Origin of the sequence: Pseudomonas lijiangensis, from assembly GCF_018968705.1 — a bacterium.
GTDB classification, from domain to species: domain Bacteria; phylum Pseudomonadota; class Gammaproteobacteria; order Pseudomonadales; family Pseudomonadaceae; genus Aquipseudomonas; species Aquipseudomonas lijiangensis.
This window is the reverse complement of sequence record NZ_CP076668.1, coordinates 3755945-3768301: the sequence shown is the minus strand read 5'-3', so window position 1 is coordinate 3768301 and position 12357 is coordinate 3755945. Positions and strand designations below refer to the sequence as shown.

Sequence of the window (12357 nt, the reverse complement as noted above, 5' to 3'; positions counted from 1 at the left end):
TGGCCCGGCATCTTTTCCGGTACTCGTTCCCCTCACTCAAGAGAGCAACCCCATGACCAGCCTTTCGACAGTCCTCATCACCGGCGCTTCCTCCGGCATCGGTGCAACCTACGCCGAACGCTTCGCACGCCGTGGCCACAACCTCGTACTGGTCGCCCGCGACAAGGGACGGCTGGAAACCCTTGCCGCGAATCTTCGCCAGGAACATGACGTCACCATCGACATTCTTCAGGCCGACCTCACTCGCGCCGAGGATCTGAGTGCCGTCGAGGAGCGTCTGCGCGATGACACCCGCATCGGAATCCTCATCAACAATGCCGGTATCGCCCAGTCCGGAGGTTTCCTCAACCAGACTGCCGACGACCTCAACCGAATGGTTGGATTGAATACAATGGCCTTGGTCCGCCTCGCTGGTGCTATCGCTCCAAGGCTTGTAGAAGCGGGTGAAGGTTCCATCGTCAATATCGGCTCGGTGGTCGGTTTTGCACCGGAATTCGGCATGTCGGTGTACGGCGCGACCAAGGCTTTCGTGCTCTTCCTTTCTCAAGGCCTGAGTCTGGAGCTTGGCCCCAAAGGGGTTTATGTACAGGCCGTTCTTCCAGCTTCAACCCGCACCGAGATCTGGGAGCGTGCAGGCATTGATATCAATACGCTGCCTGAAGTGATGGAAGTGGGCGAACTGGTAGATGCCGCTCTGGTCGGCTTTGACCGGCGTGAAGGGGTGACGATTCCGCCCTTGCACGAGGCTGCACGCTGGGACGCTCTGGATGCTGCGCGGCAAGGCCTGTTGTCGGAGATCAGGCAGGCGCATGCCGCAGAACGTTATCAGACTGTTTCGCGCTGAAGGTGCTTTCATGAAAGCCAATAAACCAGTGGCACTTGTGACGGGCGCGTCTTCAGGTATCGGCGAAGCCACGGCTGATGCACTCCTGGCCGCGGGCTACACGGTCTATGGCACGAGCCGACGCGCCGATCATGCGGGTCAGCGGCGTTTCCCGTTACTGGCGCTGGACGTGACTGACGATGCCTCCGTCGATGCGGCGGTCAGCGAGTTGTTGAGACTGGAAGGGCGTATTGATCTGTTGGTCAATAATGCGGGGATCGGCATTGCCCCAGCGGCTGCGCAGGAAAGCTCGATCGAGCAGGCCAAAGCGGTTTTCGATACCAACTTTCTGGGCATCGTGCGCATGACCCGTGCAATTGTCCCGCACATGATTGAGCGGGGCAGTGGCCGGATCATCAACATAGGCTCGATTCTGGGCGTGGTTCCCATGCCTTATGTTGCGCTTTACGCCGCCAGCAAGCATGCGGTAGAGGGCTATTCCCAGGCACTGGATCATGAATTGCGGACCCGTGGGGTCAGGGTTTCGGTTATCGAACCTGCCTATACCAAGACACAGTTCGATGCCAACACCATCAAGCCGGATGCACCGCTCAAGGAATATGAGTCGATTCGCGCAAAAATGATGACGGTGATCAGGCAGGCGATGGCGAATGCTGACGATCCTTCGGTTGTTGCCGACGTCGTGTTGCAGGTCGCAAAGGCCGAGCGGCCGAAGCTTCGCTATACCTCCGGGAAGACCGCCAGACAGTTGCAGTTCCTGCGTCGATTCGCGCCCGCGAGTGTGCTGGATGCTGGCATTCGCAAGAACCTGCAACTGGATGCCTGAGCTTTTTCGGCAGCCAGGCACGCCGCCTGGCTGGCTGATTTCCCCTGTAGAAAGCCATTGCCTGCCCAGGAGGTGACTGCACTTTATTCGCGATGAGTCAGGCTGTACCCGGCAGAGTGCAATTTGCCGGGCAAATCGCGCATCATGTGCAGGTCCGGTCCAAAGGTAGGCTCTTTCATGCGCGTCTTGTCATCCCTTTTCCTTATTGCTGTGGTGTCGTTGTCTTCCGTCGATGCGCTGGCTACCGAAGAAACGCAACTGGCAGAATCGATCAATCTCTATCGCAGTCAGGTTCAGCGCTGTGGGGGGCAGGTTTCCATGGAGCTGCCGCCACTGGTCAGCGATTCGCGACTGGTCTTGCCTGCCACCGGTTCGGGCGATTTGCAGCAGGCGCTGGCGCGTGCGTCCTATCCGATGGTGACAGTGCAGGCCATCAGCCTGTCCGGGCCGCGAGATGCGCAGTCTGCGATGAAAGCGGTGCAGGAAAGTTTTTGTCAGGTGGTGCTGGACCCGCAATTCGTCGATATTGGTGTGAGTCGTGAAGGGCGGGAGTGGCGCATCGTACTGGCGCGCTCGCTGCTGGCTGCGCGTTTGGGAGACTGGCAGGCCGAAGGTCAGAAGCTGCTTGAACTGATCAATACGGCCCGTAACCAGCCACGTCAATGTGGCACCCAGGCCTTCAATGCCACGACGCCGCTGACCTGGAACGCTACCTTGGCGACGGCGGCCGAAGGGCATACACGGTCCATGGCCAATAACAGTTTCTTCGATCACAAGGGCCGCGACGGCAGTACGCCGGGAGACCGGGCGGAGCTTGCCGGTTACATCGCCCAGCAGATCGGCGAAAACATCGCCGCTGGCCAGGACACCACACGCAAGGTTGTCGATGGCTGGCTGGCCAGCCCCGGTCACTGCGCCAACCTGATGAATCCGGGCTTCCGGGAGTTGGGCGCCGCTTATGCCATAGATCCCAAGAGCGATGCGGGGATTTACTGGACGGCCATGTTCGGTTCGCAGTGAACACAGCCGTCCGTATGGCCTGAATCAGAAACGGAACGCTTGTCTGCCAATCAACAGCCATTGGCCGTTCTGTTTCTGCCAGATCTGGAAGTTCTCGATTTCAGTCGGCACCACTTTGCCGCTGTTCACCGCCTGAGCCGAGAAGTGATTGCGGACCATGGCGACATCGCCGGATAGAATGATTTTCTGATTGAGCATTTTCAGCTCGTTGAAAGCACTTTTCCCGGTTTCGATGTCGGCAATGAATGCCTGCTTGTCCTGGATATTACCGCTGGAGTGGCCGTAGGAGAGGTTGTCTGCGGTCAGCGCCTTGAGTTGCCCGATATCCTTGTGCCACATGGCCTGGGTCAGTTTGTCCACGGCAGCCGCCACATCGTTTTCATCGGAGGAGGGTGCGGCGGATACGAATCCCGTAAAGAGACACAGAAAACCCACAAGCAGTTTGAGCTTTTTCATGAACAGGTCCTTTTCTTGTAGTTAGAGTAGGGCGGACGATCGGTCTGGCGAGTGGATCTCCAGATCTCATCCGTCATCGTACAACTTAGTCTTTTTTAGAAGGATGGCAAGGATTTGTTGCCGGGATCGTTAATGTGACCTTTATCATATTAAGTAAACTGGCCAGTACAATTATCTTGACAAGCAAACTGGGATGAGCAGAAACTTGGTAAATTCCTGATAGTTTAATGACTTGAAAATGTAATGATGATATGTGCTGACTTACGCACATAGACAAAGCGAGAGGTATATATGAATGTCATTGACTTTAACGACTCTCGCAAGAGAACCGAGCGCGCCCTGACTGCAACAACAAAGGTTCCTTTGTTGGAAAAGGTTCTCACTATCACATTGCGCACCGATGCCCCGACGTTTCTGGGCATATGCAGTGACGGTCTTCGCAGTAATACTTCCATTGTGGGCGGTGAGTTCTTCGGCCAGCAGTTTCAAGGCGTGGTGCTGCCGGGCGGTTCCGATTTCTTTATCGAGAATTCTGGCGAAGTTGCCCGCTTGAATGCACGTTTTACCTTGCGCACGGACCTGGGTGAGTTGATCAACGTCATCAATGAAGGCGTGCTCGTTCTGGATGAAACCGGTCAGCAGGAAATTCAGGACGGTGTATGGCCTGTTACTGCCGGTCATTATGAATGTACCTGCACTCCGCGATTCCAGGTCGCCATGGGCCCCAATGACTGGCTGGAGCACAGCGCCTTTATCGGCAAGGTGGAATATATATATGCCAATGAAACCTTGTTGAATATTTATCGAATCAAATACTGAAGTGCAGAATTGCCGCTCCAGGGTCGGAGCGTTGGTTTTGTAACTGTCCCCGAGATGCTTATATGAATTCGCCTGGCGTAAGCATCGCCCCGTAAAGCTTCTTCCTCCCCCCTCGCATCCCGCTGTCGCACCTTTCCTCGCAGCATCAATTGATTAGCAAGCCTGATACGGAGTGGTTACAATCGCCGCCCTAGATGGCGCTTAGCCATCTTTTGCGTGCCACGGACAGGCGAGAGCCTGTGGCATACCCTTACTTTTTCAAGGTCAGATGGCGCTTTTCGGCTACATCTCAAGGATGTTCGTTAAATGAATAAGTTGCAGTGCGCGGTGATCGGCTTCGTGGGGCTGATGTTGACGGGGTGTGTCTCCTTCACGCCTGCTGGCCCGATTGCCCCTCCCATTGAAGTGGCTGAACACACCTTGCCTGTGGGGGCCTCGGTCAAGGATGTACAGGTTTCTGATGAGAGCATCAAAGCTGACGTACGCCGTAATATCGGCGTTCAGTTGACCAGCCAGATCAATACCTACATCGAGCGAGGCGAGTTCTTCCAGAAAATGATCGTCTTCCCGGCCAAGGTCGGCGAGAAGGATGTCGAGCTGACATTCAACTTCACCTCTCTCAAGGGCAAGCGTGCGCCTCACCCTGGCTACTTTCCTGGTGCCTTGCTGACGTTGACGGTCTGGATCTGGGTCAACGGCCCTATCTATGTCGATACCTATGATCTTGCAGGTGAACTGAGCATCACGGATCGCACCGGCAAGCAACTGGCGTCTTCACGGCAGGTGGTCAAGCGCGATCAGAACACGGGGTTCTGGGATAACGACTATTACAACATGACCCTGGGTTCCCATCAGTTGACCGAGCTGGTCAACATCCTGCTCAAAGATGCCACTCAACAACTTCCGAAAGAATAAGGATATTTCCGTGAACAAGTTTCTTGCGTTGCTGGCCATTGTTTTTTCCCTGAGCCTGCAAGGCTGCATGACGTATTCCCATCACGAGTTGACACCAGCAGGGCAGTGGCCGCTTGCTGCGGCCAAGCAGGAAAAGCCTGCCGTCTACCTCAAAGTGCTTGCCGAGTATGCTCATAACGACAATGCGATGAACACGAATACCAATATCGCAGGTCTGGAAAAGCTGTTGCTTCAGGAGTTCAAGGATAGCCAGCGTTTTTCCGGGGTTACAACCGAGCAGCAATCATCCGATGTGTACGTCACCGCGACGCTGCGCAATCATGAGGAAGGTAATCTGGCAGGCGCTTTTCTGACAGGTTTCACTCTTTTCCTGATCCCCAATACGTTTGATAACACCTTGTCGCTTGAGCTGACCTTCCGTGACAAGGACGGCAAGAAGCTGGGCCAGGTACGTAAACAAGAGAAATTGACGACCTGGGTTCAGTTGCTCCTGATCTTTGCGGTGCCTTTCAACGAGTCCACGGACCTGCTGGTCAAGCAACTGGCACGTAGCGCTCTTGAAGAAGCCGCCGGCAAAGGGCTGATCTGACCGATCGATGCCGTGCCGAAGCAATTCGGCACGGCAACCTTCACCCCGCCTGCTTCTGCCTGTTCTCTTCTTTCTTCGCCTGCTCCGGTGATGCCGTCGCCTTCAGCAATGTCTGGATGGCCTGACTGTAAGCCTGTCTGCCCAGCCGCATGCTGTTGTTGTGAGTGCCGCCTGGCACCAGCAACAGGTTTTTCGGCTCTTGTGCCGCCTCGAACAACTCCTCGCTGAAACGTGCCGGTACATAGCGGTCGTCGGTGCCGTGTACGATCAGCACCGGCATGTGAATGTCTGCGATCTTGTCCAGCGAATCGAATTTCTGGGAAAGCAGCCAGCGTACCGGCAGCGAGGTATTGGCGATGGCAGCGGCCACGTCGGCCAGGTTGGTGAAGGTGGATTCGATGATCAGTCCTCGAGCCTGGGTCGGTGTATCGTCTTTCCTGGCGTCACGCCCCAGTTCGGCAGCCAGGTCCACGGCCACGGCACCGCCCAGGGAATGGCCGTAGATCAGCCTGCGCTGTGGGTCTGGTTGTAACTGCTTGAGGCGATCCCAGGCAATTCGCGCGTCTTCATAGACGGTGTCTTCAGACGGCAGTTGGCCCATGCTCTGGCCAAAGCCCCGGTAGTCGATGGCCAGAATCGAGAAGCCCAGTGCCCGCAATTGTTCGATGCGGAACAACTGGCCGGTAAGGTTCCAGCGTGAGCCGTGCAGGTACAGAATCGCCGGAGCATCCTTGCGCGTCGCAGGCCACCACCAGGCGTGGATATTCTGCGATGTGCCAAAGGAGGGCGTATTGAGCTCCAGTTCCTGCACGTCGGCAGGCAGGCCGCTGTACCAGCTGGCATTGCCGGGCTCGATGCGAAAGACCAGTTCGCGCTCCTTGTGCTCCAGTACCGCACAGCCTACGGGCAAGCCGATGATGAGGGCCGCCATGCATGCCCACGTAAATCGGCGGGCCTTGATGCGGGCAAGAGAGAATATCGGCATGAGAGCGACGTCCGATCAACAAAAGTGAAATAAATGCCGGTTCTGCCATCGCCTTGCAAGCCGGTGCGGGGAAAATCGGTTACAGAATATTGCCCCGTCAGAGAGCCGATAGTCTTAGTAGTAGCGTCCGGCAGGACTTTATGTCTTGATTCTGTCATACGGCGGTGCGGAATCTGTCGGGTCGTATAGAGTCTTATCGCTTGTCATTCACATTCTCCGAGAGGTTACCGCTCAATGTTCCATCACCGTCCCATGGAAGAGAAAGACATCCCTATCGTGTGTGAGCTGCCTCAGAATGCCGACGAGTTGTTTTACATGTTTCCCCGGGCGGTCTATCCATTGACAGCGCCTCAGCTCAAAGAAGCCATGGAGAATCGTTTTGACTCCACCGTTATCGAGATGAATGGCGAGGTGGTCGGTTTTGCCAATTTTTCCCGTTCGGACTTTCGGGGCCGCTGCTCGCTGGGCAATGTGATCATTGCTCCCAAGGCCCGCGCCAAGGGGGTCGGGCGCTATATGATCAATTGCATGATGAATATCGCGTTCGACAAGCACGAGGCCACCGAGCTGACGGCGTCATGCTTCAACCACAATGTTCCAGGCCTGTTGTTTTATCCGCGCATGGGTTTTCGACCCTTTGCCATTGAAGAGCGCAGAGACAAGCATGGGGCGCGTGTGGCCCTGATCCACCTGCGTTTGCCCAGAACACCGGATTAATACTCTGTTCGTGGGAGTGGCCTTGGCCGCGACAGCCCGTTCAGGCGCTGAAATGTTTTGCCTGTAAGCAAGTCGGCGCGGCCAAGGCCCTTCCCACAAGTGACCGGTGTGCCTTGATTGATCGGCATTACGCCTGCTGTTGTTTTTCGTCGGTTCCTGAACCGTCTGTCAGTCTTTTCAATGGATAAATAAGTTGTTTTTCTGGCGGGCGTGAGCATAAAAGCGCTGAAGTGCTGTAGTGAAACGTTTTTTCTGCCAATTATCCTGAATAATTCCAGTGAGGTGCTATATTGGTGTGCAGGTGAGACATTTGCCTGGCAGAAAGGAGAGGCGTATAAACAGGTTTATATGCAGTAAGTGTCAGTAATTAGTTGGCGGGCAATGGAATGTCTTGCTTGGGCGGGAAACTAAAAAAGCATTGGCAAACTGCTGAAACCTGCAGCGCTTGAAAATAAGGAGATGGCAAATGATCGCTTGTGGACTGTCTACGCTGGAATTGCGAAATATCATTGAAGTTGCTTTTTTACCGTTGAGTTGTACCTGTACGGTGGTGCCGGGCCTTTCGCCCGCAAGGACCACCCTGTCGGTGCAGATCACTGACCCATCCACCGGACGTATAGAGCTTTCAGTAACCGGAATTTCTCTGGAAAGGCTCAAGACCAGCCGTGATATTTCCGATCTGGTCGCTGAGCTGCGCGATGAGCATGCTCACCACGCACAGCTTCAACCCCACTATCACATAGCCTGAGTCGTCTCAGGCTCCCTCGTAACGCGATATTCTCACAACGCCTCGTTCATCAATGACCGGGGCGTTTCAGTGTGGGCGTTTATTGAGTCTTTTCGTATGACACACGCATGTTCTTGCGAAGGGTCAATTTGCTGGCGTTGGTCTTTTGCGGATTTTCAGCCATGCGATGTAAAAATAAAACGGCATGAATTGCCGGGAAAATGGTCTTCATGGGCTGCCTGTCGAGGTGTCAAAAAAATATCCCCATATTTATCATGTAGTTAATAGAAAATTGTCATTTTGTAAGCGGGCTTTGCGGATTATTTGACACTTTGCCGGTTCTTTGCAAATATTCATTCAACCCTTTCTCTTCTATCCGGTTTCGGCTGGATATGTCCCAGGTTTCTTGAGTGTTCGATCCCTGTCCATTTAACGGGCTGGCGGTAGCTTTATGTTCAATTTTATTGAATATGAAATTATTTATGCTGAGCCAAGGGTTTTTGAATCTCGCTTCTGTATCAATGCCGTGATGCGCGACTCATGAATAAATAACAAGCATTCTTTTGCTCAAGCTCTTTTTCTTGAGCGTTGTGCCCTGCGTAGAACTTCCAGAACTTCTGGATTGCACCAACGTATTTATATGACGATGGAGCCTCATCATGTTTGAAGAACAGTTGGAAACAGCATGTGGATGTGTTGTAGGAGGCGCCGGGCTCGCGGGCATGGGCTTTTTATTCAACGCGTTGAAAAGTGGTACGTTGGCCGATATTGCGCGCAATGGCCTGATCGTGGTCGATGCCAGCGACAATCCCGGAACGGGGATGTTGGGGCAGTACCGCATCACGGCCAACTCGGTTGGGGATGTCTTCATTGATTGCCTGCGAGACCCTGCATTGAGTGAGGTGTTCAAGCCTCTGGAGTCTTCACCGGCCTACTGGCGCATCAGAGGCCAGGCCCAGAGTGCTCCGCAGTTGTCAGATGTCGGCCAGTTGATGGCTGAGGCATCCAGCCTGCTGTTGAACCATATCGTTCGTCATTACGGGGCGAAGATCTGGCGTTGCACGACTATTACCGAGGTGATTTGTGAAGAAGACGGGTTCTGCCTCAAGGTGGAAACCGAAGGCTGCATGCGCCTGATCCATTGCCGAACCCTGGTGCTCAACCTGGGTGGTCGTCAGGATCCCCGGCATCTGGTTCGTGGTCTGGCCGAGGATGGGCTGGTGTTGTCGACTTCCATGAATATCCAGAGCTCTGACCAGCTCCTTCGCATGAACGCCATTCAACTGCGTGAAGTCTTCGCGCCGGCTTTGGCCAGTGGCAGACGAATAACAGTGGTCGGAGGTTCCCACAGTGCCTTTTCGGTCCTGGAGAACCTGGCCGATGCCCTGGAGTTCGCCGGTCTGCAGGAAGTGACTCTGATCCACCGCACGCGAATTCGTCTGTTCTATGAAAGTGCCGAGCAGGCCGTGGCGGCCGGTTATGAGTTTGATCCGCAATCCGATATCTGTCCGATATCGGGCCGTATCAACCGCTCCGGTGGCTTGCGCTACAGAGCGCTGGATATCGGCTGCGAAGCGCTCAGGAACGGACGGATCGGCAAGACGGGCGTTCGCGTGCAATTGCTGCAGACCAACGGCGGGCCTGACGGGCACTATGAAAAAGCGGAGCAGGCATTGGCCGAGTCCGGGGTGGTGGTGCAGTGCACGGGGTATCAGCCACGCTTGCCGTCCCTTACTGACCCGGACGGTCGTGCCTTGCGTCTGTCTGAGACCAAGGGCGGGCTGGATTCCGATGCATCGGGCTGTCCGCTTGATCAGTTCGGCCGTCGCCTGAAGGGGCTGCATCTGTTCGGCATAGGCGCTGGCCTGAAAGCTGACCCGAAACTGGGCAGCGAACCCTCTTTCGATGGGCGTATCTATGGCGTCTGGCAGTTTCACCATGATGCCAGCCGGGCGGTGATCGACGCCGTACTGGCGAGGTTGCAGGACAAGACCCTGTCCCTCGAACCTTCCCGTCAGAGCCATGTGTTGCAACGGGAAGAACGCGCTCCCGTATGGGCGCCCCAGACGTCGCTTGTCCTGAACTTTCAGGGCTGAGTCGTGCCTGGAGTCTAGATGCTAGGCTCATGATTCAGTCGTTTTACAGGAGATGTCATCCATGCCAGTCAAACATGATCTATTCGCGGATTTGCAACTGACCCGGGAAGAGGTTGTACAGCGCAGCAAGGGCGATGCGAAGTTGCAGCAACTGCTCGCTGACTACGACGATGCAGACACTCGGGTGATCGATGCCGAAAAGGGACTGGCGGGTGGGATTGCTGACGATGAACTCAAGAAACTCAAGGAAAGACGTCTGCTGGTGAAGGACAGAATCGTGCAGTGTCTTCTCAAGTGAAAGCGATTAAACCATGACCGTTGCAAACGGCCCGGCCTCTGCCGGGCTGTTTGCCTGAGCCTCACCCCAGGCCGGGCGAGGTTCCTGACGAGGTGCCCGGCAAGGGTTCGCCAAGGCCGTCATGCCGGTCCGACAAGGACGACCCGCCGGGAGTGGGGCCAGTGCCTGTCGACGAAAACCGCTCCTGGCCATTTTGCTGTGCAGGTGTCTTGATCAGCTTGTCACGGGCCTGACCGATCAACTGCTTTTCACGCTCACTGGCGGGCAAGGCCGCGCCAATGATCGCCCCCACCGCCAAGCCTATGGCGGCAACGGTCATGGGCTGCTCGCGCAACAGAGTGCTGGCGCTGGATTGCATTCTGAGGCGTTTTTCCTGAAGCGTGTCGCCTGTGCCGTGGCTTGAGGAGGACGAGAATTTCTCCCCGAGACTGTCAGTCACCTGGCTACCCTTGTCTTTCATGCGGGCTGCGGTTTCCTGAATCCGTGCCTTTGCGCTGCTCAGGCTGTCGCCCACGCTTCCCGCGATGTCGCTGACCTTCCTGCCGGCGTTATCGATCACCGAAGGGCCGGGGGAGGGCGTGCGGCTGCCCAGCATCAGCCAGAGTATGCTCACCGATGCCAGCACGGCAGGCACCGGGTTGGCCTTGACGTTATTGCCCAGATTGCCCGCAAACTCGCCGCCGTTTTCCCGAACGTAGGCCAGGGCCTGATCGACCCATTGGCCAGGGGATATCTTCTTTTCGAGCGCATCGACGATATTGCCGATATTGGAACGTTGTTCATCGATTTCCTGCTCCAGGGTTTCCGGACTCTTTTGCGATTGCGCCTCAAAGTTTTCCGGGGTGTCGAAGCTGCTGTCTATGCTCATGAGACTTTCCTCTGGATGGCGTCCTTGTCTTTCTGCAAGGTGCTGGCGGTACGTTCCGGTGCAAGGTTGGAGGGCTCGAGCTTCTTGTTGCCGGCCATGATCATCAGATAACCCACGATCATCACGACCACGGCAACAATCAGGGCCGCCAGCCATGAGGCCATGAAGTGGGTCAGCACATAGACCACTGCCTGCAGCAGGACGATAAAGCCGCCCAGAATCATGATTGCACCGATGCCGATGGACATGAGTGCTTGCCTGGAGGTCTGGACCGACTCCCTGATTTCAGCCTTGGCCAGCGCTATTTCCTTGTTGATCAGCGCGGGGACCTCATGCGCCAGTTGCCGGATCAGGCCCAGTACCGAAGTATCGTTTTCGGACCCTTCTGGAATATCGGGTGGTGTCTTCATCACACACCTCCTTTCGGCAGGTCATTCCCGGTAGAGCCCGTACGGGAGAGGTCATCGACAGGATCATCGTTGAACTCGGTGGCAGCAGGACTATCGGGAATGCCCATTCCGGGCCTGGCGCTGTGCAGGACATCGTCGGAGTGCGGGTGAGTGGCGACCATTTCTTCTGCGGCAAGTGTCGACGGGCTGATGGGGTCGTAAGCGGTGTCGCTGGCCGAAGAGGTGCTGTCTGTGGCGGGTATCGATGCCTTGAGTAGCCGTGAAAGCCCCAGGCCAAGGGCAACACTGCCGCCGATGAACAGCATCGGATTATCACGGGCCAGCTTTCCTGCATCCTGTAACAATTCATCGGTATTCTTGCCTCGCAGCTTTTCTGCCAGGCCATTGAGACCCTGGGCGATATCCGAGACGTACCGGGACAGGCCCAGGGTGTCGTTGTCCGAGATCTGTCTTGCGGCTGACTGGGCGTCGTTTGCCAGATTGTCGATCTGATCCGCTGCTGTGTCGCGATACTGATCGAATGGCGCGTTGTCTTGCTCCTTCGTTTGGTCCAGAGGATTCAGCGTGTCGTCATGCAAGCCGGACAAAGGCTCCTGGCCTGTCGGTCTGCTGCCGCTGATGGTGGGGTCATTGATGGTTGCCATCGTCATTCACCGTATTCGTGTCGTCAGGTAAAAGAGAATGCGCGGCTCACTACGTACAACGGGCTGGCATTGATCTGCTTGCTTGAGGTGGACTTACGGGGTTGAAGCGATGTTCCGGGTGAATGACAAGTGGTCAGGGCCGG

General features: G+C 55.7%; 15 protein-coding genes. 10 read left to right on the top strand and 5 right to left on the bottom strand.

Features of this window, described 5'->3' with window-relative positions; all coding sequences use genetic code 11:
• The first annotated feature begins 52 nt into the window (after window positions 1-52).
• The 3 genes from KQP88_RS15425 (at window position 53) to KQP88_RS15415 (ending at window position 2690) form a co-directional block, all read left to right on the top strand.
• Entirely contained in the window at window positions 53-844 is a 792-nt protein-coding gene (locus KQP88_RS15425; protein ID WP_200993274.1) for an SDR family NAD(P)-dependent oxidoreductase, read from the top strand.
• A gap of 10 nt (window positions 845-854) precedes the next feature.
• The gene (locus KQP88_RS15420) at window positions 855-1670 is read left to right on the top strand and encodes an oxidoreductase (RefSeq protein ID WP_216703525.1); all 816 of its coding nucleotides are present in this window, start codon (window positions 855-857) and stop codon (window positions 1668-1670) included.
• A 177-nt stretch (window positions 1671-1847) separates the two neighbouring features.
• On the top strand, window positions 1848-2690 hold the full coding sequence (locus KQP88_RS15415) for a CAP domain-containing protein (RefSeq protein WP_216703524.1): 843 nt from the start codon (window positions 1848-1850) through the stop codon (window positions 2688-2690).
• A gap of 24 nt (window positions 2691-2714) precedes the next feature.
• Here KQP88_RS15415 and KQP88_RS15410 read toward each other — a convergent pair whose 3' ends face one another.
• On the bottom strand, window positions 2715-3146 hold the full coding sequence (locus tag KQP88_RS15410) for a nuclear transport factor 2 family protein (protein WP_038399928.1): 432 nt from the start codon (window positions 3144-3146) through the stop codon (window positions 2715-2717).
• Between the two features lie 291 nt (window positions 3147-3437).
• Here KQP88_RS15410 and KQP88_RS15405 point away from each other — a divergent pair, with 291 nt between their 5' ends.
• From KQP88_RS15405 to KQP88_RS15395, 3 genes are all read left to right on the top strand, one after another.
• Window positions 3438-3965 (top strand): DUF3237 domain-containing protein, encoded by a 528-nt coding sequence (locus tag KQP88_RS15405; RefSeq protein ID WP_200993271.1) that lies wholly within the window; start codon window positions 3438-3440, stop codon window positions 3963-3965.
• Window positions 3966-4271: 306 nt separating this feature from the next.
• Window positions 4272-4880, top strand: a complete 609-nt coding sequence (locus KQP88_RS15400; RefSeq protein WP_200993270.1) for a hypothetical protein — start codon at window positions 4272-4274, stop codon at window positions 4878-4880.
• A gap of 10 nt (window positions 4881-4890) precedes the next feature.
• Window positions 4891-5469, top strand: a complete 579-nt coding sequence (locus tag KQP88_RS15395; RefSeq protein ID WP_236249884.1) for a hypothetical protein — start codon at window positions 4891-4893, stop codon at window positions 5467-5469.
• A 40-nt stretch (window positions 5470-5509) separates the two neighbouring features.
• Here the strand turns inward: KQP88_RS15395 and KQP88_RS15390 are convergent, their stop codons facing one another.
• Window positions 5510-6454 (bottom strand): alpha/beta hydrolase, encoded by a 945-nt coding sequence (locus KQP88_RS15390; protein WP_216703523.1) that lies wholly within the window; start codon window positions 6452-6454, stop codon window positions 5510-5512.
• Window positions 6455-6688: 234 nt separating this feature from the next.
• On the opposite strand from KQP88_RS15390, the gene KQP88_RS15385 reads away from it, so the two are divergent.
• The 4 genes from KQP88_RS15385 (at window position 6689) to KQP88_RS15370 (ending at window position 10292) form a co-directional block, all read left to right on the top strand.
• A complete protein-coding gene (locus KQP88_RS15385; protein WP_025260793.1) occupies window positions 6689-7171 on the top strand; it encodes a GNAT family N-acetyltransferase in 483 nt (160 codons plus the stop codon).
• Window positions 7172-7637: 466 nt separating this feature from the next.
• The gene (locus KQP88_RS15380) at window positions 7638-7919 is read left to right on the top strand and encodes a DUF1652 domain-containing protein (protein WP_200993267.1); all 282 of its coding nucleotides are present in this window, start codon (window positions 7638-7640) and stop codon (window positions 7917-7919) included.
• 638 nt (window positions 7920-8557) lie between these two features.
• A complete protein-coding gene (locus KQP88_RS15375; protein ID WP_253950492.1) occupies window positions 8558-9994 on the top strand; it encodes a lysine N(6)-hydroxylase/L-ornithine N(5)-oxygenase family protein in 1437 nt (478 codons plus the stop codon).
• Between the two features lie 61 nt (window positions 9995-10055).
• Window positions 10056-10292 (top strand): DUF465 domain-containing protein, encoded by a 237-nt coding sequence (locus KQP88_RS15370; protein ID WP_200993266.1) that lies wholly within the window; start codon window positions 10056-10058, stop codon window positions 10290-10292.
• A gap of 61 nt (window positions 10293-10353) precedes the next feature.
• On the opposite strand, the gene KQP88_RS15365 is transcribed toward KQP88_RS15370, so the two are convergent.
• From KQP88_RS15365 to KQP88_RS15355, 3 genes are read right to left on the bottom strand one after another with little or no spacing between them, the layout of a single operon-like run.
• Entirely contained in the window at window positions 10354-11160 is an 807-nt protein-coding gene (locus tag KQP88_RS15365) for a DUF3618 domain-containing protein (RefSeq protein WP_216703522.1), read from the bottom strand.
• Complete coding sequence (locus KQP88_RS15360) at window positions 11157-11570, bottom strand: phage holin family protein (protein WP_200993264.1); 414 nt, start codon at window positions 11568-11570, stop codon at window positions 11157-11159. The genes KQP88_RS15365 and KQP88_RS15360 overlap by 4 nt, the downstream gene beginning before the upstream one ends.
• Complete coding sequence (locus KQP88_RS15355) at window positions 11570-12214, bottom strand: hypothetical protein (protein ID WP_200993263.1); 645 nt, start codon at window positions 12212-12214, stop codon at window positions 11570-11572. The genes KQP88_RS15360 and KQP88_RS15355 overlap by 1 nt, the downstream gene beginning before the upstream one ends.
• Window positions 12215-12357: the final 143 nt, after the last annotated feature.